This window comes from Dyella humi, from assembly GCF_044904605.1.
GTDB classification, from domain to species: Bacteria; Pseudomonadota; Gammaproteobacteria; order Xanthomonadales; family Rhodanobacteraceae; genus Dyella_B; species Dyella_B humi.
In genome coordinates, this window is the sequence record NZ_JADIKI010000023.1 from 2,179,628 (window position 1) to 2,201,845 (window position 22,218).

General features: G+C 62.4%; 20 protein-coding genes. 12 read left to right on the forward strand and 8 right to left on the reverse strand.

Features of this window, described 5'->3' with window-relative positions; genetic code table 11:
* Positions 1-61: 61 nt before the first annotated feature.
* The 3 genes from ISP18_RS20755 to ISP18_RS20765 all read right to left on the reverse strand — a co-directional run bounded on the left by ISP18_RS20755 (position 62) and on the right by ISP18_RS20765 (position 4,989).
* The gene (locus tag ISP18_RS20755; protein ID WP_380006900.1) at positions 62-2,950 is read right to left on the reverse strand and encodes a TonB-dependent receptor plug domain-containing protein; all 2,889 of its coding nucleotides are present in this window, start codon (positions 2,948-2,950) and stop codon (positions 62-64) included.
* A gap of 176 nt (positions 2,951-3,126) precedes the next feature.
* Entirely contained in the window at positions 3,127-3,738 is a 612-nt protein-coding gene (locus tag ISP18_RS20760) for an SGNH/GDSL hydrolase family protein (protein ID WP_380006904.1), read from the reverse strand.
* Positions 3,739-3,741: 3 nt separating this feature from the next.
* Positions 3,742-4,989, reverse strand: coding sequence for an aminotransferase class I/II-fold pyridoxal phosphate-dependent enzyme (locus tag ISP18_RS20765; protein ID WP_380006907.1), 1,248 nt, complete (start codon positions 4,987-4,989; stop codon positions 3,742-3,744).
* A gap of 187 nt (positions 4,990-5,176) precedes the next feature.
* On the opposite strand from ISP18_RS20765, the gene rsgA reads away from it, so the two are divergent.
* Both rsgA and ISP18_RS20775 read left to right on the forward strand, forming a co-directional pair.
* Positions 5,177-6,238 carry a ribosome small subunit-dependent GTPase A gene (rsgA, locus tag ISP18_RS20770; RefSeq protein ID WP_380006910.1) on the forward strand — a complete coding sequence of 354 codons (1,062 nt, stop codon included), beginning with the start codon at positions 5,177-5,179 and terminating at the stop codon, positions 6,236-6,238.
* A complete protein-coding gene (locus ISP18_RS20775) occupies positions 6,232-7,512 on the forward strand; it encodes a flavohemoglobin expression-modulating QEGLA motif protein (RefSeq protein WP_380006913.1) in 1,281 nt (426 codons plus the stop codon). The genes rsgA and ISP18_RS20775 overlap by 7 nt, the downstream gene beginning before the upstream one ends.
* Before the next feature lie 7 nt (positions 7,513-7,519).
* Here the strand turns inward: ISP18_RS20775 and ISP18_RS20780 are convergent, their stop codons facing one another.
* Entirely contained in the window at positions 7,520-8,014 is a 495-nt protein-coding gene (locus tag ISP18_RS20780) for a DUF2165 family protein (RefSeq protein ID WP_380006916.1), read from the reverse strand.
* 214 nt (positions 8,015-8,228) lie between these two features.
* Here ISP18_RS20780 and ISP18_RS20785 point away from each other — a divergent pair, with 214 nt between their 5' ends.
* Positions 8,229-10,517 (forward strand): NADP-dependent malic enzyme, encoded by a 2,289-nt coding sequence (locus tag ISP18_RS20785; protein WP_380006919.1) that lies wholly within the window; start codon positions 8,229-8,231, stop codon positions 10,515-10,517.
* A gap of 252 nt (positions 10,518-10,769) precedes the next feature.
* Positions 10,770-13,463, forward strand: a complete 2,694-nt coding sequence (gene aceE, locus ISP18_RS20790) for a pyruvate dehydrogenase (acetyl-transferring), homodimeric type (protein WP_380006922.1) — start codon at positions 10,770-10,772, stop codon at positions 13,461-13,463.
* Positions 13,464-13,570: 107 nt separating this feature from the next.
* Here aceE and ISP18_RS20795 read toward each other — a convergent pair whose 3' ends face one another.
* Together ISP18_RS20795 and ISP18_RS20800 are read right to left on the reverse strand one after the other, a co-directional pair.
* Positions 13,571-13,885, reverse strand: coding sequence for a hypothetical protein (locus tag ISP18_RS20795; protein ID WP_380006925.1), 315 nt, complete (start codon positions 13,883-13,885; stop codon positions 13,571-13,573).
* A 162-nt stretch (positions 13,886-14,047) separates the two neighbouring features.
* Positions 14,048-15,289, reverse strand: a complete 1,242-nt coding sequence (locus ISP18_RS20800) for an MFS transporter (RefSeq protein ID WP_380006928.1) — start codon at positions 15,287-15,289, stop codon at positions 14,048-14,050.
* A gap of 352 nt (positions 15,290-15,641) precedes the next feature.
* Between ISP18_RS20800 and ISP18_RS20805 the strand changes: the two genes are divergently transcribed.
* The 4 genes from ISP18_RS20805 to ISP18_RS20820 all read left to right on the forward strand — a co-directional run bounded on the left by ISP18_RS20805 (position 15,642) and on the right by ISP18_RS20820 (position 18,141).
* Positions 15,642-16,514 (forward strand): LytTR family DNA-binding domain-containing protein, encoded by an 873-nt coding sequence (locus ISP18_RS20805; RefSeq protein WP_380006931.1) that lies wholly within the window; start codon positions 15,642-15,644, stop codon positions 16,512-16,514.
* A 66-nt stretch (positions 16,515-16,580) separates the two neighbouring features.
* Positions 16,581-17,315 (forward strand): hypothetical protein, encoded by a 735-nt coding sequence (locus ISP18_RS20810; RefSeq protein WP_380006934.1) that lies wholly within the window; start codon positions 16,581-16,583, stop codon positions 17,313-17,315.
* Positions 17,316-17,377: 62 nt separating this feature from the next.
* The gene (locus ISP18_RS20815; RefSeq protein ID WP_380006937.1) at positions 17,378-17,869 is read left to right on the forward strand and encodes a DUF6491 family protein; all 492 of its coding nucleotides are present in this window, start codon (positions 17,378-17,380) and stop codon (positions 17,867-17,869) included.
* Positions 17,869-18,141 (forward strand): hypothetical protein, encoded by a 273-nt coding sequence (locus tag ISP18_RS20820; RefSeq protein WP_380006940.1) that lies wholly within the window; start codon positions 17,869-17,871, stop codon positions 18,139-18,141. Before ISP18_RS20815 ends, ISP18_RS20820 begins: the two co-directional genes overlap by 1 nt.
* Before the next feature lie 9 nt (positions 18,142-18,150).
* Here ISP18_RS20820 and ISP18_RS20825 read toward each other — a convergent pair whose 3' ends face one another.
* Entirely contained in the window at positions 18,151-18,972 is an 822-nt protein-coding gene (locus ISP18_RS20825) for a ferritin-like domain-containing protein (protein WP_380006943.1), read from the reverse strand.
* Positions 18,973-19,088: 116 nt separating this feature from the next.
* Positions 19,089-19,505, reverse strand: coding sequence for a universal stress protein (locus ISP18_RS20830; protein ID WP_380006946.1), 417 nt, complete (start codon positions 19,503-19,505; stop codon positions 19,089-19,091).
* Between the two features lie 221 nt (positions 19,506-19,726).
* On the opposite strand from ISP18_RS20830, the gene ISP18_RS20835 reads away from it, so the two are divergent.
* The 4 genes from ISP18_RS20835 (at position 19,727) to ISP18_RS20850 (ending at position 22,186) form a co-directional block, all read left to right on the forward strand.
* Positions 19,727-20,188: a hypothetical protein gene (locus tag ISP18_RS20835; RefSeq protein ID WP_380006948.1), complete on the forward strand. Its 462-nt coding sequence runs from the start codon at positions 19,727-19,729 to the stop codon at positions 20,186-20,188.
* A 99-nt stretch (positions 20,189-20,287) separates the two neighbouring features.
* A complete protein-coding gene (locus ISP18_RS20840) occupies positions 20,288-20,839 on the forward strand; it encodes a peroxiredoxin (protein ID WP_380006951.1) in 552 nt (183 codons plus the stop codon).
* On the forward strand, positions 20,839-21,369 hold the full coding sequence (locus tag ISP18_RS20845; RefSeq protein WP_380006954.1) for a hypothetical protein: 531 nt from the start codon (positions 20,839-20,841) through the stop codon (positions 21,367-21,369). The genes ISP18_RS20840 and ISP18_RS20845 overlap by 1 nt, the downstream gene beginning before the upstream one ends.
* A gap of 64 nt (positions 21,370-21,433) precedes the next feature.
* Positions 21,434-22,186 (forward strand): DUF2884 family protein, encoded by a 753-nt coding sequence (locus tag ISP18_RS20850; RefSeq protein ID WP_380006957.1) that lies wholly within the window; start codon positions 21,434-21,436, stop codon positions 22,184-22,186.
* Positions 22,187-22,218 lie beyond the last annotated feature (32 nt).

A 22,218-nucleotide genomic window follows, 5' to 3' on the forward strand; every position in this document is an offset into this window, starting at 1 on the left:
TCCCTCTCCTGCGGCACAGAGGAGAGGGAGCAGATCATGGCACGAAGTTCTTCTTTCGCGGTTAGAACTTCACCGTGGCGCGTGCCCAGTAATAGCGGCCCAGCACGTCATACGTAGCCGTATCGACGTTGTAGTTCGGGCCGTTCTGGTAGATCAGCGGCGGGGCCTTGTCGGTGATGTTATCCACGCCGAACTCGAAGCGAGTCTTGATCGCCGGCACGTTGTAGGCGATCTGGGCCGAGTGGTACAGGATCGAGGCCATCGGCGCGCTCGCGCCGGTGTTGATGTCGGCGTTGATGTCGGTCATGTGATGGATGTAGCGCGTCTGCCATTGCGCGCTCCAGTTGCCCAGCGACCAGTTGAGCGTGAGCGTGCCGCGCCAGCGGGCAATACTGCCGAACTGTTGCGTGTACGTGCCTGCATAGTTGACCGTCTTCGCGCCCGGCTGGCCCGGCGTGGCGTCGTTGTAATACGAGCCGGTATAGGTGGCGTTGAGGCCCACCTTGAAGTTGCCAGGGTTGAAGCTGCCCATGTCGAAGTGCGGAATGGCGTAGCTGGTGCTGAAATCCACGCCGCTTGTGCTCAAGTTACCCAGGTTCACGACCGGCGTGCTCATGTAGTAGATCGCGCCGGCGAGTGCGTTGCTGCTGGGATAGCGGTGGATGAAGTTGCAGTACGGGCTGCTGTTGTTGGCGAAGCAGGCGTTGAGTACAGTCTGCGCAGCCAGCGGCGTCAGCAGGTCGTGCAGGTTGATGCGCCACGCGTCCACGGTGGAGGAGAAACCCTCCAGCCAGCTCGGCGAATACACCAGGCCGAGGTCGAAGGACGTGCCGTGTTCGGGCTTCAGATTGACGCCCGCCGGCTTGCCGCCCGAGGTGTATGCGGTGACCTGCGGGATGGGGTTGCCCGCCCATTGCGGCGGTACGAATTGGCAGGCCGCAGGATGCGCAGCCAGTGTCGCTGCACTGAGGCCAATGCAGGGATCGTTGACGGTGGGCCCGCCGATAGTGAGACCGTCATCCAGCTCGTTGAGGTTGGGGGCGCGGAACACTTGAGTGACTGTACCGCGTATCAGCAAATCGGCTACTGGTTTGTATTCCAGCGCGATTTTCTTGTTGGTGGTGGTGCCTGAGGTGCTGTAGTCGGAGGAGCGGATACCCAGATCCAGATTCAATGCATAAGCGCCGGGCTTTTCCGATAGCAACGGGATGAGTGTTTCGGCGTAAAGCTCCTTCACGTTGATGCTGCCGCGGCCGGGCGAGCCGCAGGCTTCAGCCAGCACGGCGCAGGTGGCGGTGCCCGGATTGAGAATGGCGTCCGGCGTCACCGTGTAGTTCATCGAATTCCAGCGGTACAGCGCGCCGGTGGAGAGCTGCATGGCGCCGGCGGGCAGATCCCATAGTTCGCCGGATGCGTTGAACTGCACCTGCTTCATCGTATTGGTGAGGGTATAGACAGGCGCGTCCACGCCGTTCCTCAATTGCGCCGACACCGCAGGATCGGCCTGGTTGAAGATGTTGCCGCCGCCGTTGATCACCGCTTGTAGAGCGGCAATGTTCACTTCGTTGTAGTCAGTCTGCTTGCGGTTCGCGTAGCCGTAGTTGAGGCTTGCGTCCCAGAGCCAGCTGCTTTGGCCGAAATGGCCGCGTAGGCCGGTGTTGAGCTGGAAGTTGTCGGTATCGAAGGTGTGCAGGCGGGTGCCCAGGCCAGTGAGGCGCTCGCTTATGACGTAGCTGGTGCCTGTGTAACCAGGCGGCGTGCCAAAGGTGACGCCGAACGGATTGATCGGATTGTTCGCCGCCACATACCAGCCGTCGTTGGTGCTGGTAGGCGCTGGGGCGTCCTGGCCGGAGGAATTGGTGCGGTTGTAGAACACATTGGCGAACGCGGTGAGGTTCGACGTGATGTTGTAGTTGCCGAGCACGAAGAAGTTCACGCGCTTCTGCTCAGTCTGGATGTAGTTGTAGGCGTTGTAGTTGAAGGTGTCGTTGGAACCGCCATAGCAGCGGTAGTTGCTGAGGCTGTTGCCGGTACCGCTGGCCAGGGTCACGTAGGCGTTGCCCGCGGCGTTTACATGACAGCCGCCTGGCGTGAGTGCTGCCGGAACCAGAATGCGGCCGGTGGGAATCGTGCCCGATCCCTGTGGGGTGACGACACCGCTGGACAGATACAGTGCGCGCTGCGAAAAACCGCGTCGCGAGGCGAGCGTTGGGCTGTATTTGTTCCAGTCGATGCCTGCCACGATGTTGCCGCTTTCGCCGCTGGCGCCGGTGGTGAAGTTGAAGCCGCGCCGCTGGCTGTCGCCATGGCTGGAAATGCCGTCATTGATGCTGACCTCGGCGCCCTTGAAGTCCTTGCGCAAATGGAAGTTCACCACGCCGCCGACCGCGTCCGAACCGTAGGCGGTGGAAGCACCTTCGGCCAACACGTCCACGCTCTGAATCATGTTCTGCGGAATCATGTTGAGATCCGCATTGGCCATGCGTTGGCCATCCACCAGCACCAGGGTGCGATTGGTACCCAGGCCGCGCAGCGAGACGCGCGAGGCACCGTCGCCGCCTTCCAGCGTGGGGCTGGCGCCGCCGCCGCCGTTGCTGTTGTTGGCAGGGTTGGTGGCGTAACCGGAAACGCTGGGTAGCTGCTGCAGCACGTTGCCCAACGTAGGGGCGCCGTTAGCGGTGAGCGCGGTGCGGTCCAGTGTGACCACGGGACTGGCGGTTTCGGTATCGACACGGCGAATCAGCGAGCCGGTGACCGTAACCGCTTCCAGCGACTTGGCCTTCGACGCCTGAGGCTGCTCGCTGGGGTTTTGCGTCGACGTGTTCTGTTGGGGTGAGCTGTTTTGCTGCGAATTGGTGTCTTGCGCGTGGGCGACGGCGACCGATGAGGCGATACCAATGGACAATGCCAAACGTACCGCGATGGACAAGCGATTGTAGTGGGCTTGCATGGTGACTCCCCGAATAGGTGGTAAGAGAGAGCACCGGTGCAACTAGAAATGTCTGCCGTTTTTCCCTCCGTACGGCTGACGCGTGAACGTCGGGACATCCCTAACGATGTTGCCCAGTGTCCCCCGGCACAACTGTTTCAGGAATTTGACGGCGAGTAAAGGACGTTGGTCGTCATTTAGCGCGATTGCGTGCGCAATGCCGCGGTCACTACCGGTTCGATGGCGTCCGTCCACAACGCGTATTGCGCTCCGGATGGGTGCAACCCATCGGAGGCGACCAGCCCAGCGTGCTCGCGCGAGATGCCGGTCACATTCACGAAATGCGCGCTGACTTCTGCGGCTTCTTCACGCGCGATCGCGTTGAAAATATCCAGTTCTCGGGCAATCTGCTGCAGATCGCGCCCGCTGGCATAGCCGAACGGCGTCACGCCCCAATCGGGGATGGAAACCACCACCACGCGTTCCGGGTGGCGATCGGCCAGCGCGATAGCGCGTAGCAGCAATGCGCGGAACTGTTCGCGATATTCCTGTGCGGGACGGCCACGGTACTGGTTGTTGACGCCAATCAGCAGGGTGACGAGGTCATACCCGGGCGCGAGCGCGGCTTGTTCCATGCCGGCGGACAACTCGTCCGTGGTCCAGCCGGTGACGGCGACGATCTGTGGATCGTCGATGGCGATTCCCTGCTTACGCAGGTTTTCCACCAATTGCACCGGCCAGCGCGCTTGTGCCGGAACGTCTTCGCCAATGGTGTAGGAATCGCCCAGGGCGAGGTAGCGCAGCGACATGGGTCAGCGAGCAGCCACGGCGGCGCGCGGCGATTCCTCGACGGCCATGCGTTCCAGCACGCGTTCCATGCGCACGAACACTTCGCGCAACTGCGTCGGCTGCGGCAGCAGCGTCAGGCGCATGTGCCGGCTGTTGGGCACATTGAAGCTGGTGCCGGGCACGATCAGTACGGATTCCTCTTCCAGCAGGCGCAATGCGAATTCGTTGTCGTTGAAGTTGGCGATGCGGTCGCTGCGCACGCGCGGGAACGCATACAGCGCACCGCCCGGAGACACCACATCCAGATAATGGCTGGCGGCGACGCCATCGAGTATGGCTTGCCGCGCTTCGTACAAACGGCCACCCGGCGATGTGAGTGCGTTGATGGTCGGTGCATCCTGCAGCGCCGGAATCACTGCCCACTGCGCAGTGACGTTCGCACACAGACGCAACGCAGCGAGCAACTGCAAAGCATCGCGATATTCATGCGTGCGCGCCGGATCGCCGGACAGGCTCAACCAGCCGACACGGTAACCGCAAGCGCGATGCACTTTGCTCAACCCGCCAAAGCTGATGCAGGGCGTGCTGCCGGCCAATTCGGCCAGTGGCTGGAACGGCGTGCCGTCGTAGAGGACCTCGTCGTAGATCTCATCGCACAACAGCAATAGGCGATGTCGCGTGGCGATTTCAACGATCTGCTCCAGCAGCGCGCGCGGATACACCGCGCCGGTCGGATTGTTCGGATTAACCAGCACCACCGCGCGCGTACGCGGAGTGATCAGGGCTTCCATTTCTTCCGGGTCCGGCATGTGCCGGTTCTCGGCCAGGCAGCGGTAATAGCGCGGCACACCGCCGTTGAGAATGGTGGCGGCGCTCCACAGCGGGTAGTCGGGGCTGGGCAGCAGTACTTCGTCACCCGGCTGCAGCAGGGCGCGCAGGCTGAGATCGATCAGTTCGCTCACACCGTTGCCGATGAAGATGCGTTCCACCTGCACATGACGCGCACCGCGGGCGTGCTGCTGCGCGGCGATCGCTTCACGCGCTTCTTCCAGACCTTGCTCGTGACCGTAGGCTTCGCTCTCATGCAAATGCGCGGCGATGGCCTCGCGCAGATGATTCGGCACGGTAAAGCCATAGCGCCCAGGGTTGCCGATGTTGAGCTTGATGATCGGCGTACCGGCAGCTTCCAGCTCGCGCGCACGACGGGTCAGTGCGCCGCGGATTTCGTAGCGCACTTCGGCCAGGTGCGCACTGGGTTTGATCGAGACCAACGATGGAGTCCTTGAGTTGGGTGGACACACCGGCTTGCCACCGGTTTAGCACGATCCTAACAGCCGGATGAGGCGCTGTGGGGCCGAAATGGGGCAAAAAGGCCGCCATGCTTTTTGCTATTGGCCATATGCTTTGCGCGCGTTGCCGAGTCCCGAGTCCCGCCGAACATGGGCATAATCGGACCTCATGAGCGAAACCCAGACCATCGAACAGCTCCGTCACATCGGTTGGCGGGGCCAGGCTTTGCCCGGGGAAGGGCGGCGGGTGGCCCGCGTGGTCGCGCAGCATCGGGCCGGTTACGAGTTGCACGACGGGGAACAGGTCTTCGGCGCTCAGCCGGCCGGCCACTTCCTGAAGCGAGGTCTGGATCCGGCCGAACGCCCGGCGGTGGGCGATTTCGTCGAAGTGGAGCCGGGTAAGCCGCCGCATATCCTCATCGTGCAGCCGCGGCGAACGGTGCTCTCACGTGCGGCGGCTGGCGAGCGCTACGAGCGTCAGGTGATCGCCACCAATATCGATTACGTACTGGTGCTGACCGGCCTGGACGGCGATTTCAATCCCGCCCGTATCGAGCGCTACCTCTCGCTGGTGGAAGGCTCGGGCGCGCAGCCGGTAGTCGTGTTGAGCAAGCCGGATCGTTCCGAGGATGTCGAAAGCCGTATCGCCGAATTGAAAGCCCGTTTGCCGGAAGGCACGCCGATCCACGCCATCAACGGCAAGGACCCGGCCAGCGCCGCCGTGCTGGCGGCCTACTTCAAGCCCGGCGACAGCGCGGTGCTGGTGGGTTCCTCCGGTGCCGGCAAATCCACACTTACCAACACGCTGTTGGGTAGCGACCGCATGGCCATCGGCGACGTACGCAGCCACGATAGCCGCGGGCGTCACACCACGACCTATCGCGCCTTGCTGCAATTGCCCAGCGGCGGCTGCCTGATCGACACCCCCGGCATGCGCGAACTCAAGCTCACCGGCGAGGAAAGTCTGGATCTGTTCGCCGACATCGAAGCACTGGCCGAAAGCTGTCGCTTCGCCGACTGCGGCCACGGTAGCGAGCCGGGCTGCGCGGTGCAGGAAGCCCTGCACGATGGCGAGCTGACGCCCGAGCGCTGGCGCAATTACCTGAAACTGCGCGACGAGCGCGAAGAACAAGCCACCATGCTCGAATCACGTCTGCGCCGCCAGCGCGGCGGGCGCCCTCCCACCAAACCTCACGGCCCACGCGGCCCGCGCGAACGGGAGGGATGGTGAGCACGTTGCCCGCCCATCCCGTTCCGCCCGGGCTGGAAGCCTATGCCGCGCTCGACAAACGGCTGCTGGCCGCGGTGAGGGGCATCAATATCCTCTCGACCGTGAGTTGGCCAGCCTCGCTGGAAGATCGCATGATCGAGGCCTACGGCAAGGGCGAATACACGCTGCCGGAGGTGAGCTACAAGAAGCCGGATCTTTCCGAGGTGCGCAAGGAACTCGCCGCCATCGAAAGCGAGGCGGGCGATGGCGACCCGATCCGCGAGTATCTGCGTCGCACCGCCGAATCCTGGCGCATCGCTGCCGAAATGCTCGAAGCGGTAGGTACAGAAGGGGTGACTGCGCCCTCCATCCAGCTGTACGGAAAGCCGGGCGACGTCATCCACGGCAGCCACTACAGCAACCTTGATGCGGCGCGCTATTTCGTGGAGCTGTCCGACGAGTTGGGCGCGGATCTGGCCGACGACGATATCGTCACCAACATCTCGTCCGAGCTGCTGAGCAAGGATCTGACCAAAGTGCTGGACGATTTCTTCGGCCAGGGCGTGATCGCGGTGGAAGTGGATCCCGATCTCACCGCCAAGGCTGCGGCCGGCGCCACGCGCATCCGCTTGCGCGGCGGCATCCGCTTCAGCCAGTACGACCGCCATCAACTGCTCAATCACGAAGCTTTCGTGCATTCCCTTACCGCGTTGAACGGGCGCGAACAGCCGGTGCTTGCATCGCTGGCGCGCACGTCGCCGCGCGTGACTGCCACGCAGGAAGGGCTGGCCGTGTTCGCTGAGCTGATGTCCGGCGCCATCGATATCGCACGGCTCAAGCGCATCAGCCTGCGCATCCTCGCACTCGACATGGCGCTTCATGGCGCCGATTTCGTCGAGGTGTACCGCTTCTTCAATCGCTGCGGGCAAAGCGTGGCGGACAGTTTCCATTCCGCGCAGCGCGTGTTCCGCGGCGTGCCACTCACTGGCGGCTCCGCCTTCGCCAAGGACAACGTTTATCTGTCCGGCCTGTTGGACGTGCACACCTTCTTTCGCTGGGCGCTAAAGGAACGCCGCATGGATTTGCTGCGCTATCTGTTCGCCGGCAAGTTGACGCTGGGCGACGTGATGAGCTTGGAACCCTATTTCCACTCCGGTGCGATTGTCGCACCGCGCTGGCTGCCGCCATGGATGCGGCACGTGCATGGGTTGGCGGGCAAGTTGGCCTTCTCGCTGTTCATCAATCGCGTGCGCATGTCGAAGGTGGAAGCGGAAACGTTGTCGGCAGGCATTTGATCGCTGATCAGGCGAGATCGGTATCCGGCTGATTGACGAAGATCAGCACGCCCAGGATCGCCATGTAGAACTTGAACGCGGCCTCCTGTCCGTTCCAGGTTTTCGATTGCCACATGGCGAACCATTCGCCGCCTACCACCATGAAGCCGAAGAACCACACCAGGAAGCCCACCACGCATCCGGCCGTGACCAGGCTCTTGGCTGCGTTGAAGCTTGCACCGTCCCTGCCGCGTGCCCGCCATAGCGCAAGCGTTCCGCAAAGCAGCAAAAGGCAGGTGGCGCCTTCGGCGGCAATGATCAGGACGTAGCTTGCGTGCCACATCGCGCGGCTGGTGATGGCGCGTTCCATCAGCGCATTGCCCGGGAAGGTCGAATCCATCGACAGCACGTGCTGCACGAACAAGAAGTTGGAGCCGTAATCGACGATGTTGTCGAACGTCACGATGAAAGCGAAGGCCGCCAGCATGAGCGGCAGCAGGATCTTGGCAAGGCGGGTCGTCATCGGGATCGTCCTGGGCTGTATCGCGCACGCATCTATATAGCATCGGTGCTGCCGCTTACCGGAGGCTACGGCTGGCACAACGCCTACATAGACCGGAGCGACTTCTTACTACCTATTGACTATCCCGAGCAGCCGGCACCCCCTTCTCACGGGTGCTACCATTCTTGTCATGCCGCCACGCGGCTCCTTTTCTCCTCCTTCGCTTCGACATCCGATGGCTCATTCCGACGACTTCCGCCAAGCCGCCCTCGAGTATCACCGCCTGCCGCGCCCCGGCAAGATCAAGGTCACGCCCACCACACCCTTGGTGACGCAGCGCGATCTGTCACTGGCCTACTCGCCGGGTGTGGCTTATGCCTGTGAAGCGATCGTGGAGGACCCGCGCAACGCCAGCCTTTACACCGCGCGCGCCAACCTGGTGGCGGTGATCACCAACGGTACGGCGGTGCTGGGCCTGGGCGACATCGGTCCGCTGGCCGGCAAACCGGTGATGGAAGGCAAGGGCGTGTTGTTCCAGAAGTTCGCCGGTATCGACGTGTTCGACATCGAACTCAACGAACGCGACCCGGACAAGCTGGTGGACATCATCGCCGCGATGGAACCCACCTTCGGCGGCATCAACCTGGAAGACATCAAGGCACCCGAATGCTTCATCGTGGAGCGCAAGCTGCGCGAACGGATGAAGATTCCGGTTTTCCACGACGATCAACATGGCACCGCCATCATCGTCGGCGCCTCGGTAATCAACGCGCTGAAGATCGTCGGCAAGAACATTGAGGACGTGAAAGTCGCCACCACCGGCGTCGGCGCCGCGGGCATTGCCTGCCTGGACATGCTGGTGGCGCTGGGCGTGAAGCCGGAACACATTCTGGCGTTCGACCGCGAAGGCGTGCTCTACACAGGGCGCGATCACATGGATCCGGACAAGCAGCGCTACGCGCGCGATACCAAGGCGCGCACGTTGGCGGAGATCGTGGAAGGCGCGGACATCTTCTTGGGGTTATCGGCCGGCGGCGTCCTGAAGCCGGAGATGGTCGCGACCATGGCCAAGCAGCCGATCATCCTGGCGCTGGCTAATCCGAATCCGGAAATCTTGCCGGAAGATGCCAAGCAAGTGCGTCCGGATTGCATCATCGCCACCGGCCGTTCGGACTACCCGAACCAGGTCAACAACGCGCTGTGCTTCCCGTACATCTTCCGCGGCGCGCTGGACGTGGGCGCTACCGGCATCAACGAAGCGATGAAGCTGGCTTGCGTGCGCGCGATCGCCGCGCTGGCGCAGATGGAGGCCGGCGACCTGGCCGGCGCCTACGGTGGCGAAGCCCCTACCTTCGGGCCGGAATACCTGATTCCGCGTCCGTTCGACCCGCGTCTGCTGGTCATGCTGGCGCCCTCCGTCGCGCAGGCTGCGATGGATTCGGGCATCGCCACGCGCCCGATCGAGGACATGGACGCCTATATCGAGAAACTCAGCCAGTTCATCTACCGCACCAGCCTGGTCATGAAGCCGGTGTACGAACGCGCGCGCTCAGACCGCAAGCGCGTGGTGTATGCCGAAGGCGAGGAAGAGACCGTGTTACGCGCGGTGCAGACGGTGGTCGACGAGAAGCTGGCGTATCCGATCCTGATCGGTCGCCCGGACGTGATCGACACGCGCATCGAGCGCCTCGGCCTGCGCATGCGCGCCGGCGTGGATTTCGAACTCACCAACATCAACGACGACCCACGCTTCAACGATTACTGGCAGCAGTATCACGCGCTCACCGAACGCCGCGGCGTGACGCCGGCGGCGGCGAAGAACCTGATGCGTTCGCGTCCCACGCTGATCGCCTCGATGATGGTCAAGCGCGGCGAAGCCGATGCGATGATCTGCGGCCTGGTCGGGCGCTATCACAAGAAGCTTGGCTACATCCGCAGCGTGTTCGGCCTCGATCCCGGTGTGCAGTGCACCTCGGCAATGACCGCGGTGATCAACGACAAGGGCACCTGGTTCTTCCTCGATACGCACGTGCAGTGCGACCCTTCCGCCGAGCAGATCGCCGAAGCCACGTTGCAGGCCAGCTATCGCCTCAAGCTGTTCGGCGTGGAACCCAAGGTGGCGCTGCTGTCGCACTCCAATTACGGCAGCCACGAGAATGCCAGCGCGGCAAAGATGCGCGAAGTGCGGAAAATCCTGTGTGCCCGCGCACCGTACCTGGAAATGGACGGCGAAATGCAGGGTGATACCGCGTGGGACGAGGAAATCCGTCGTCGCATATTCCCCAACACCACGTTGAGCGGACGTGCCAATCTGTTCGTGATGCCCAACCTCGACACGGCCAACATCGCTTACAACATGGTGCGTGTGATGACCGACGGCGTGGCGGTCGGCCCCATCCTGATGGGCGTGGACAAGCCGGCACACATCCTCACGCCTTCTTCCACCGTGCGCCGCGTGGTGAACATGACGGCGATTGCGGTGGTGGATGCGCAGATTCGCGCGGCACAGGGCGAGCGCAGCTGATGCTCAAACGCTGACGCACGTCCCTTTTGTGCGATGCATCAGACCCTTCGCATACGTATGTATGGTCCGACAATTGGCGAGACCACTGCCCCGGGGCTAGAATCGAAGGGTTAGCTCGTCCAGCGGCGAACACGCCACGCGGTCCAGTTCCGTGCCGGCCATCATCAGTCGCCGGACCGATGCCTCGGCTTCGTCGCTTCCCCCGCGACGCGCACCCACCGCAAGGCGGCGCTCGGCGCCGCGGAGATGTTCATGGATCAGCTCGACGACATCCTGCACCAGGACCTTGACCCCACCGAAACCCAGGAATGGGTCGAATCGCTCAACGCCGTCATCGATCGCGAAGGCACCGAGCGCGCGCATTTCCTGCTGGAGCGTCTGGTCGATTCCACGCGCCGCTCCGGCGGCTACTTGCCGTTCGATCCCACCACGGAATACGTCAACACCATCCCGCCGCATCTGGAAGCGAAGATGTCTGGCGACGCCGCGATGGAATGGCGCATCCGCACCCTGATCCGCTGGAATGCGATGGCGACGGTGGTGCGCGCCAACCGCAAGCCGGGCGAACTGGGCGGCCATATCGCGAGCTTCGCATCGTCCGCGACACTTTATGACGTGGGCTTCAACCACTTCTGGCGTGCGCCGAGTGCCGATCATCCGGGCGACCTGGTGTTCCATCAAGGCCATTCCAGCCCCGGCATTTATGCACGCTCCTTCTTGGAAGGACGCATCGGCGAGGAGCAGCTCGACCTGTTCCGTATGGAAGTGGCCGGCCACGGCCGCGGTCTCTCCTCCTACCCGCATCCCTGGCTGATGCCCGATTACTGGCAGGTGCCGACGGTATCGATGGGCCTGGGTCCGATCCAGGCGATCTACCAGGCGCAGTTCTGGAAATACCTGGAACACCGCGGCCTGATGCCGAAGACCGACCGCAAGATCTGGTGCTTCATGGGCGACGGCGAATGTGACGAGCCCGAATCGCTGGGCGCTATCTCGCTGGCCGGCCGCGAAGGTCTGGACAACCTCATCTTCGTCATCAACTGCAATCTGCAGCGCCTCGACGGTCCGGTGCGCGGCAACGGCAAAATCATCCAGGAACTGGAAGGCGTGTTCCGCGGCGCCGGCTGGAATGCCATCAAGGTGGTGTGGGGCAGTTACTGGGACCCGCTCCTGGCGCGCGACAAGAACGGCGTGCTGCGCAAGCTGATGATGGAAACCATCGACGGCGAATATCAGGCGTGCAAGGCGTTCGGCGGTGCGTACACGCGCGAACATTTCTTCGGCAAGTACCCGGAGACGCGCGAGATGGTCGCCAACCTCAGTGACGACGATATCTGGCGCCTAAACCGCGGCGGCCACGATCCGCACAAGGTGTATGCGGCCTATCACGCGGCAGTGAACACCAAGGGCATGCCCACCGTGATCCTCGCCAAGACGGTGAAGGGCTACGGCATGGGCGCGGCCGGTGAATCGCAGAACCCGACGCACCAGCAGAAGAAGCTGGACGACGAGGCCGTGCGTCACTTCCGCGACCGCTTCAACATCCCAGTGCCGGACGCCAAGCTCGCGGAGGTGCCGTACTACCACCCCGGCAAGGATTCGCCGGAAGTGCAGTACATGCTTGAGCGCCGCAAGGCTCTCGGCGGTTCGCTGCCGCAGCGTCGTCGCCATACCGACGTGAAGTTGAAGGCGCCGGAACTGGCCGCCTTCGAGCAGATCACCAAGGGCACGGGCGATCGCGAAATCTCCACCACCATGGCGCTGGTGCGCGGCATGAATTTGCTGCTACGTGACAAGGCCATCGGTCCGCGCGTGGTGCCGATCGTCGCTGACGAAGCACGCACCTTCGGCATGGAAGGCATGTTCCGTCAGATCGGCATCTACGCGCCGTTCGGCCAGAAATATCGCCCGCAGGACGCCGATCAGCTGCTGTACTACCGCGAAGATCAGAAGGGTCAGGTGCTTCAGGAAGGTATTTCCGAAGCCGGCGGCATGGCCGCGTGGATGGCCGCGGCCACCAGCTACAGCATCAGCAACCAGCCGATGCTGCCGTTCTTCATCTACTACTCGATGTTCGGCTTCCAGCGCATCGGCGACCTCGCCTGGGCGGCGGGCGACATGCGTTCGCGCGGCTTCCTGATCGGCGGCACGTCCGGCCGCACCACGCTCAACGGCGAAGGTTTGCAGCACGAAGACGGCCACTCGCATCTGATGGCCGGCTCGATTCCGAACGTGCGCGCGTACGACCCGACCTTCTCCTACGAAGTCGCGGTGATCATGCAGGACGGCACGCGCCGCATGCTGGAGGAGCAGGAGGATGTGTACTACTACCTCACCGTGATGAACGAGAACTACGCCCACCCCGATCTGCCGCAAGGTGTCGAGGAAGGCATCATCAAGGGCATGTACCTGTTCAAGGATGCCGGCAAGCCGAAGAAGGGCGAGCCGCGCGTGCAGTTGCTTGGTTCGGGCACTATCCTGCGCGAAGCCATTGCCGCCGCCGAACTGCTGGAGAAGGATTTCGGCGTCACCGCCGACATCTGGTCCGTGCCTAGCTTCATCGAGGTGCGCCGTGACGGTTTCGACGCCGAACGCTGGAATCGCCTGCATCCGGAAGCCGAACAGCGCGTGCCGTATGTCACCGGCTTGCTGCAGGGTCGCCAAGGCCCGGCGATCGCCGCCACCGACTACGTGCGCGAATACGCCGACCAGATCCGCGCCTTCATGCCGGATGGTATGCGCTACACCGTGCTCGGCACCGATGGCTTCGGTCGCTCGGATACGCGCGAACATCTGCGTGGCTTCTTCGAGGTGGATCGCTACTGGATCGCCCATGCCGCACTCGCGGCGTTGGCGAAGGACGGCAAGATCAACGCCAAGGACGTGGCGCGCGCGATCCGTGAGTACAAGCTCGATCCGGACAAGCCGAATCCGCTGACGGTATAAAACGAAGAAGCCCGCCGAAAGACGGGCTTCTTTTTCGTATATCTCATGGCAGTCATTCCCGCTTTCGCGGGAATGACGACCACGGGGACTACGCATCGCGAATGCGCTCAATCCTCGTCGCGACGCAACGCGCGATACAACAGGAATAGCGCACCCACCGTACCAGCAACAATCGCCGCCGTAGCCACCGGATGCCGACCCACGTTGCGACGCAGGCGACGGTATTGGTAATTGGCCTCGTCGGCGAAATCCTCGGCCTGGCGCGCGATGCGCTTGCGGGCATCGCTGCGGCTAAGGCGACCTACGGCGCGGCGGCCGCGGGACAGCCAGCCGTCGGCGGTGTCAGTGGCGCCGTCTGCGTACTCACGTACACGGCTGCCAAGTTGGTCGAGTCTGCGTTCGATGTCAGCTTGCCTGCTCATGGCGTTGTTCCTCCCATTAATCCGGTTGATTGACCTTGCCAGCGGTCACGTGAGTGGGACGTTAACCGATCGTGCACGCCGAACCATTGATTTTCGTCACTTTACAGGCATTCGGTATCGCGGGCGCAGCATCGCAATTCGGGACAAGCGAGATACGCCTGCTTAGGCTGCCGGTTCCATGTGCAGCCGCTGACGTCGGCGCAGTGTGGGGAACATCGCCATCCACAATCCCACCACCATCAGCGTGCCGATGCCGCCGAGCACCGCCGAGCCCACCGCGCCCAGCCATGCGGCGACCATGCCGGATTCGAACTCGCCAAGCTGGTTCGACGTATTGATGAAGATCGCATTCACCGCACTCACACGACCGCGCATCGCATCGGGCGTATCCAGCTGCACCAGCGAACCGCGGATCACCATGCTCACCATGTCGAACGCACCGAGCGCGAACAAACCCAGCAGCGACAGCCACAATACCTTCGACAGCGCGAACACCAGCGTGGCCACGCCGAAGCCGGCCACGGAGGCGAACATGATCTTGCCCACGTTGCGCTCCATGCTGTGATGCGCAAGCCAGAACGACATCAGCAAGGCGCCTATGGCTGGTGCTGCGCGCAACAATCCCAAGCCCCACGGTCCGGTGTGCAGGATGTCCTTGGCGAAAATCGGCAGCAACGCCGTGGCGCCGCCCAGTAGCACGGCGAATAGATCCAGCGAAATCACGCCGAGCACATCCTTGCGTTCGCGAATGAAATGCACGCCGGCAAACAAAGTCTTGAGCGTGGCCGGTTCACGCTTGGGTGGCGCCTGCTCGTAGCGCAGGCGGGACACCATCACGGTAGAAATCAAATAAAGCCCGGCCGCCACCGAATACACCACACCGGGGCCAGCCACATACAACAGGCCGCCCAGCGCCGGGCCCATGATCATCGCCGCCTGCATCGCCGAACCGTTCACCGCCATCGCGCGCGGCAGCAGGGCGGGTGGTACCAGCGCTGGCACCATCGATTGCATCGAGGGCGATTCGAACGCCTTTGCCGTGCTGATGACAAAGATCAGCAGCAGGATGCCCACCTCGTCGATCACATGCAGCAACGTCAGTACCGCCAGCAGCACGATCGCCGTCCATTCCACGATCTGCCCGAACAGCACGATGCGCCGCCGGTCGAACTGGTCGGCCAAATGACCGGCCGGCAGCGCGAGCAATACCGAGGGGAAAAACTGCACCAGGCCGATCAGGCCCAGATCGAAGGCGCGCCCGGTGATCGCGTAGATCTGCCAGCCCACCGCGACCGACAGCATCTGAAAACCGAAGCTGGAAGCGGTGCGTGCGCACCAGAAAGCAACGTAAGCGGGGTGGTTGAGCAGCGAGTCCGTCGAACGCGACGCGGAGGAGGGCGACATGCGAGGTCCTTGTCTGGAAGGGGCATTATCTGGGGTGGGGGGCGTCTCGCAAAGCGGGATGTTGGTTCCTCCTATATCGACAGAGATGCGGGGGAGTAGCTCCATCCCCCTATAAGCAGCCTGATTAGCATCGAGTCTCAGCTAGCCATGTTTTTTGCTCGTCGTCCCGGCGAAAGCCGGGACCCAGTGACTTTGAATCGCCTGAAAGGCGCTGGACCCCGGCATTCGCCGGGGCGACGATGAGGTGTAATTGCGATTCAACGCTAATCAAGTGCAAGCAGGAATGAAGAGAAGAGGTCATAGCTTCTTGCAACGTGGAGCGCCGTTATTCGCGCTATGTAGAATCCCCATCATGGGAACCAACCACGGCTTCACCTACCAAAGTTTTCAGCGTTGGCGACGCTCGTTCGAACTCGCCTTCTGGCCGGCTTTCTTCGCCGTCAACATCGTGCTCAACGGCATGATATCTGTGATGGATCACCGGGATTTCCCGCGCTGGCAGCCATGGACATGGGAGGCGAGCAGCGGCATTGCGATGCTGGCGTTGATACCCGCGCTGATCTGGGCCTTGCGGCGCTGGCCGATTCGCTTCGAAACCTGGCAACAGAATCTGCCCAGGCATCTCCTCTACAGCGTGATTTTCAGCCTGCTGCATGTCGGCGGGATGGTGGCATTGCGCAAGCTCGTCTACGCCGCCGCCGAGCAACATTATTTTTCCGGCGTCTGGCTGCCGGACTTTGGCTACGAATACCTCAAGGATGTGCGTTCGTATTTCTGGATACTCGCCAGCATCGCGCTATACCGCTTATGGGTGGTGCGCTTACAGGGTGAGGCGCGCCTACTCGTCGAGCCGGATGTAGGGCCGCCGGTCGAGCCGGTCGAGCAACCTGAGCGTTTCCTGGTGCGCAAGCTCGGCAAGGAATTCCTGCTGGCCGCGCGCGAGATCGAATCGCTACAGGCTTCCGGCAACTACGTGAACTTGCGCGTGCGCGGGCGCGACTATCCGCTGCGTGCCACCATGGCCGGCATCGAAGCGAGGCTGGATGCACAGCGCTTCGTACGCGTGCACCGCAGCTACGTGATCAACCTGGATTTCCTGGCCGAGATCGAGCCGCTGGATACGGGTGACGCGCGCCTGCTGATGCGCGATGGCATGAAGCTCCCTTGCAGCCGGCGCTACCGCGCGGCCTTGCGCGAACGCTTCAGCCAGCCGACGGCGATGTAGACGGTTGCATCCGGGCAGCAGCTCGTTTCAAGCTAGAGACCTCATTCTTGCCGGGATCGAGCCACGATGATCCGTCCGCTTTTCTGCCGCACCCTTGTCGCCATCACCGCATGCGGCTGGCTGCTGCTTGCCGCCTGCTCACAACAGGATCAAAACACCCCGTCGCCGCAGGACGCCGCCAAGGCCCAAGCGCAGCAGATGAACGAGGAGGCAAACCGGCAATTGCAGACCTATCGTCAGATGCTGCAGATGAAGAACGATGCGATAGCGGCTCAGCTCGGCGAAGCGATCGTCAAGCAGTTCCCCGCCAGCGACGCGGCCAAGGAAGTGCAGCAGACGCTGCCGGAAGTCGAACAGCGCGCGAAGGAAGTCGCCGAAAAGCAGCGTCTGACCGCGCTGTGGACCTATCAGGTTGGCCCGATGGAGGGCGGCACGCAATCCACCGCCAGCCTGTACAGTTCGCGCCCCGGTGGCGATCGCGCGGTGAGGCTGGTGTTGCGTCGACATACGCAATGGGGACAGAGCGTGTTCCTGTTCGGCAACGGTCATGGTTTCGTCTGCAAGGGCAACTGCACGATCCAGACACAATTCGACGGCAAGCCGCATCCGTTGCGCGCTTTCCTGCCCACTACCGGCGAGCCGGCGATGTTCATTCGCGACGACAAGGCGTTCATTGCCGCCATGGAGAAAACCAAGCGCATCACCATAAACGTGGAAATGCAGGACGGTGGCAAGCAGGAGCTGGTGTTCGAAACCGGCGGCTACGATCCGTCCAAGTGGCAGCCGGTCGGCAAGAAGTAGGGGCGTGCACCGGCAACGTGCCGGTGCGTTGTTCCGCGTAAGGCCGATTTAGGAGAGGTGTCATGTCGAAGAAGATGCGGCTTCTGGCTTTTTCGCTGTTGAGCCTCGTGCTGGCGGCGTGTTCGAGCGTGCCGTATGCGCAGCGCCTGCAGCAGCGTCAGCAGGCATATAGCGCCGCTGCCGGTGCGCCCGTGCGCAGCTTCCGCCTGGTGATGGGCTTTCAGATCTACTCGTGGGAGCCGCTCAGCGATAGCCAACTGGTGATCTACACACTGCCGAACAAGGCGTATCTGTTGGATGTGTGGCCCTGCAACAACCTCACCTTCACCAACATGATCGGCCTGACCAGCTTCGCCAACGAGGTGCAGACCGGCTTCGACAAGGTGTTGACCGGGCGGCCGTACATCCCATGCACCATTAAGCAGATCCGCCCGATCGATCTGGCGCAATTCAAGCTGGAAAAGGAGAGCCAGCGCCACATCGACAGCATGCCGCGCGACAACGCCGGTACCGCGCCGGCATCCGCCAGCTCATCCCCCGGCAACAGCCAGTAATGCGCGAACCGGAGATCTACTGCCCTCAATGTACTTGGCGTCCGCTGGGCACCAGCCGCTGGCTTTGCACGCCGAAGATGGGTGGTTGTGGCACCAACTGGAATACGTTCTGGACAGGCGGCGTGTGCCCGGGTTGCGGCTATCGCTGGGAAATCACCGCCTGCCACGCCTGCCGGAAGTTTTCGTTGCATCGCGACTGGTACCACTGGCCGGAGCCGGCGACGCATAGCGAGCAGCACGAACGCGAAGCGGAAGAACCCGTCTCGCGTTGAGCGACAGCGTTATTGCAAGAACAGCTTCTCGCTGATCTTCGCCAAGGGCTTTTCCATGGCGTGTTGCAGGCGAGGCGGCAAGTCCAGTGGCTTAAGCAGCATCTTCACCGTCATTTCCGCTGGAATATGCCGACGCAGCAGCGCCTGCGCAGGGCCGGCCACTTTCTGGAACTGCGCGTTGTCGTCCTTGTACTGCGGATAGCACTGATTGAACACGTGGCGCAGCGCGATGTCGCTGTCTTCGTTGCGGATCTCGTTGACGCGGCGGAGGATGGCGCGAAACACCTTGTAGCGGCCCAGCTTTTCCCGTTCACGGTAGAGCTGGAAATGCTGGTAGAAGTGCTTGTAGTGGCGCACTTCGTCGCTCTTGATGTGATTGGTGAGCTGCTTGAGCACCGGCTCGTCGACGATGTCGTTCAAGGCGCGGTAGAGGCTGGCAGTGCCGGTCTCCACCACGCAGCGCGCTGCCAGTTCCAGGCCGCGCGAGGGCTCCAGTTGTTCGTTGGTGCACAGTGCGCCGTAGTCGTTCCAGAACGCCTTGAAGCCGGCTTCCCAATCGAACTCGGGCCACACGTGCTGCACGTAGGCGGCCAGGGCGCGGCCGTGTTGCAATTCTTCATGCTCCCAGTGCTCGCGCAGCCAGCCCTGTAGTTCCAGGTCGCCATCGAAATGCTCGATCAGGTTGTGGGTATACAGATCCGAGCCGCTTTCGACGAATGAGGCGCTGCAAAGCAGCATGAAGAGGTGTTCATTGTGCCGGACACGCGCGATGTCGATCTCGGCGAAATTCAGACTTTCCAGAGTCCATGGCAGGACGGGGCTGTAGTCCACGTGACAATATCCTGTGTAAAAAGGCGATCCGATCTGTGACAGATCAAGGACAACAGGATAAATGGTGAACGCTGGGACGAATTAATGCCAGCCCACTTATAGCCGCGTAAGTTTTTTCACCGGACGACGGTGACCGGGACGTGGGCGCCGGCCAGCACGTCCCCCGATACTGAGCCCAGCAGCCAACGGCCGAGGGCGCCGCGTTCGGTGTGGCCGATCACGACGTGATCGACGGGGTGCTGACGCACCTGGTTGAGCAATACGTCGCCGGGGCTGCCGTGGGTAATCTCCAGGTCCACCAGCGTGTCGGCGTCCGGGTCGAGCGTGCGAAGTTCCTGCTGCAGTTCCAGGGTTCGCTCACTGGCCGAGTCGGTCATCATCAGGGCGCAGGCATCGGCGCCGCCTTGAGCCACCTGCAAAACCGAAACCACCCGCACGCGTCCCTTGCATGCTCGCGCCAGCTCCATGGCGAAATGGAACGCGCGTTGCGAAGTGTCCGAACTGTCGTAACCGACCAGCGAATACCTGGGCATGGTTTCCTCCGTGGTGGAAAGCGCCCGCAAATCCAGTGTGCGCGGCGCTTTGTTAGTTAATCATCAAGCAAACGAAAACAACAGGCGTTACCTGCACACCGGCCTCACGCGCGTTTGGCGACCCTGAATGCCTGCAAACGGCCTTGGCGATTTATTCAGTTTGCTAATCCGACACTCTCGTCACGGCATGGCTGATCCATGCCACGTGTAAGGAGACCTCTATGAGCAAGCGTACTTTTGGACTGACTGCCGCCATGCTGCTGGGCGTAGGTGCCCTGACCGGATTCACCGCCACGCCGACACAGGCGGCCGAGGCGCCGGTGAAGTGCGACCTCACCTACAGCCTGGCCGGCTGGTCAGCGATCTACCAGCATGCCGAAGGCCATGGCCACATCACTTGCAACAATGGGCAAAGTGCTGCCGTCAGCATCAACATGCATGGCGGCGGTTTGACGGCCGGCAAATTCCACGTTACCGGCAAGGGCGAGATCAGCAATGTCTACGCCATCAAGGACGTCTACGGGAGCTACGCGCAAGCCGGTGCTTCTGCTGGCGTAGTGCGCAGCGGTGAGGTCCAGGTGCTGACCAAGGGCACTACGTCGATTGCCTTGTCGGGTACCGGCGAAGGCATCAACCTTGGTGTGGCCGTCGACAAGTTCGATATCGAACCGAGCCGTCACTGAGCCCTCTCGGGATCGCCCGACAAAAGGCGCCGCAAGGCGCCTTTTGCTTGGGTTCTGCAGCGTATACTCCGTTTCATCTGTTGCCTTGGAGCCGTGTCCATGCGCCGTCTGTTGACCTTGCTCGCGATGATCGGCCTGCTGGCCTTGCCGGCGATTCCCGCACTGGCTGGCACTGGCGTGCAAGGCAATCCGCAGGTCGGCCAGCCCGCGCCCGCGTTCCACCTGCAAGATCAGAATGGCCACTGGCGCAGCCCCACCGACTATCACGGCCATTGGCTGGTGGTGTACTTCTATCCGAAGGATTTCACACCCGGCTGCACCACCGAGGTCTGCACCTTCCGCGACGAGATCGTCAAGCTGCGCCAGACCGGCGCGGAAGTGGTGGGGGTAAGCCTGGACAACGTGAAGTCGCACGCCGAATTTGCCGCGAAATACCATGTGCCGTTTCCGCTGCTGTCCGATGCGAATCGGCACGTCGCTATCAGCTATGGCGTGCTGACCTCTGCGATAGGTTTGCACTTCGCCAAGCGCACCACATTCCTGATCGATCCCAACGGCAAGATCGTCAAGATCTACCGTGACGTCGATCCCAAAGAAAACGCCGCGCAAGTGCTGGACGATCTCAACACTTTGAAGAAGGCGGCGGCCTGATGCTGATTTCCCGGTTCGATCCTGATCTGCGCAAGCGGTCCGGTTTTGCGTGGTGGCGCATGCTTACCTGGCTGCTGCTGCTGGTGGCTGGTTTTCTCGGCTCGCAATACATCCGCCATGCGCAGAAGGTGTGGACTGCCTTGCAGAACCTGCCCACGGGCGACAGCGAAAACGCTGCGCAGCTGCATAACATGCTGAGCTGGGATATCGCGTATCTGGTCGCCGCACTTGTCGTGATCGTCGCTTGCGCGGGATGCATTCTGCGTCAGTCGTGGGCGCGTTCGGTGCTGCGCACGGTGGCATTGGTGCTTTGCGTGTGGCTTGCTTATCGCGGTGTGCAGTTGTGGCATCAGTGGAACACGTTGGGTGGGTTGGGTGATGCTGCCGTGCAGCAGCAACTGGCGGATTTCAAGCGCCCGCTGCTGATCGCCATGGCGCTGCAGGCGCTTGCCGTGCCTGTGCTGTTATGGCTGGCCTGGCAACTCGGACAGCCGTCCGTGCGCCTGCAATTCCGGCCGCGTCCCGGCTGATTCAGCCGCAGTTATCCCGTTGCGCTTTATCGCTGTCGGGCCTTGGTCCGATGGAGATGTCTACATGCGTTGCACCCGCCTGCTCGCTGCCAGTGTGCTTGCGTTTGCTTGCGCCAGCTTGCATGCGCAGGACCTATCCCAGGTCTGCCATGCGACCAGCAGCTACGACCTCACCGTGCAGCAGGATCAGCTGATCTTCGATCGCACCGAGCCTGCGCCTACGCGCGTGGTCATCGCGTCGGGTACGCTGCAGACGGATGGCCAAGCCGTGGGAATCAATGCCGAAGACCAGGATCGTCTCGCCCTGTTCCAGCGCAACGTGCTCGCCCTGGTGCCGCGTGTGAAGAGGGTCATCAATCATGGCGTGGATCTGGCGATGCAGGCCGTGCAACAGGAAGCAGACGGCATGAATCTCGATGCCGACACGCGCGCAGAACTGCAACGCCGTCTGCAGGCCCACGCGGCCGATCTTCATCAACGCGTGGCCGCCAGCCAAAGCACGCATGACTGGCATGGCGACGCCGCCAACCAGTACGCCAACCAGGTCATCGGCGACATCGCGCCCTTGCTCGCCTCGGCCATGGGGCAGCAAGCGATCAGCGCGGCCATGAGCGGTGATCTGCAGCAAGCCGCCGCGCTGCGCGACCAGGCCGCGAACCTCACCAGTGGCTTCCAGCCGCGTCTGCAACAGCGATTGCAGGCTCTGCGTCCCGAGATTCAGGCGCTCTGCCCCGATATCCAGCGACTCGCCGAGTTGCAGGAGGGCCTTCGCGCCAGCAACGGACGCCCGCTGAACCTCGTACAGATCGGCCAATGAAACCTTAGCTGAGCAGAAGCCGAATATGACAG

Bases quoted from the DNA above. Each gene is read 5' to 3' on its own strand.
- ISP18_RS20820 (WP_380006940.1), top strand. From the start codon at position 17,869: ATGCGCGAACCGGAGATCTACTGCCCTCAATGTACTTGGCGTCCGCTG.
- ISP18_RS20840 (WP_380006951.1), top strand. From the start codon at position 20,288: ATGCGCCGTCTGTTGACCTTGCTCGCGATGATCGGCCTGCTGGCCTTG.
- ISP18_RS20850 (WP_380006957.1), top strand. From the start codon at position 21,434: ATGCGTTGCACCCGCCTGCTCGCTGCCAGTGTGCTTGCGTTTGCTTGC.
- aceE (WP_380006922.1), top strand. From the start codon at position 10,770: ATGGATCAGCTCGACGACATCCTGCACCAGGACCTTGACCCCACCGAA.
- ISP18_RS20815 (WP_380006937.1), top strand. From the start codon at position 17,378: ATGTCGAAGAAGATGCGGCTTCTGGCTTTTTCGCTGTTGAGCCTCGTG.
- ISP18_RS20800 (WP_380006928.1), bottom strand. From the start codon at position 15,289: ATGTCGCCCTCCTCCGCGTCGCGTTCGACGGACTCGCTGCTCAACCAC.
- rsgA (WP_380006910.1), top strand. From the start codon at position 5,177: ATGAGCGAAACCCAGACCATCGAACAGCTCCGTCACATCGGTTGGCGG.
- ISP18_RS20780 (WP_380006916.1), bottom strand. From the start codon at position 8,014: ATGACGACCCGCCTTGCCAAGATCCTGCTGCCGCTCATGCTGGCGGCC.
- ISP18_RS20760 (WP_380006904.1), bottom strand. From the start codon at position 3,738: ATGTCGCTGCGCTACCTCGCCCTGGGCGATTCCTACACCATTGGCGAA.
- ISP18_RS20830 (WP_380006946.1), bottom strand. From the start codon at position 19,505: ATGCCCAGGTATTCGCTGGTCGGTTACGACAGTTCGGACACTTCGCAA.
- ISP18_RS20795 (WP_380006925.1), bottom strand. From the start codon at position 13,885: ATGAGCAGGCAAGCTGACATCGAACGCAGACTCGACCAACTTGGCAGC.
- ISP18_RS20845 (WP_380006954.1), top strand. From the start codon at position 20,839: ATGCTGATTTCCCGGTTCGATCCTGATCTGCGCAAGCGGTCCGGTTTT.
- ISP18_RS20775 (WP_380006913.1), top strand. From the start codon at position 6,232: ATGGTGAGCACGTTGCCCGCCCATCCCGTTCCGCCCGGGCTGGAAGCC.
- ISP18_RS20835 (WP_380006948.1), top strand. From the start codon at position 19,727: ATGAGCAAGCGTACTTTTGGACTGACTGCCGCCATGCTGCTGGGCGTA.
- ISP18_RS20810 (WP_380006934.1), top strand. From the start codon at position 16,581: ATGATCCGTCCGCTTTTCTGCCGCACCCTTGTCGCCATCACCGCATGC.
- ISP18_RS20805 (WP_380006931.1), top strand. From the start codon at position 15,642: ATGGGAACCAACCACGGCTTCACCTACCAAAGTTTTCAGCGTTGGCGA.
- ISP18_RS20785 (WP_380006919.1), top strand. From the start codon at position 8,229: ATGGCTCATTCCGACGACTTCCGCCAAGCCGCCCTCGAGTATCACCGC.
- ISP18_RS20755 (WP_380006900.1), bottom strand. From the start codon at position 2,950: ATGCAAGCCCACTACAATCGCTTGTCCATCGCGGTACGTTTGGCATTG.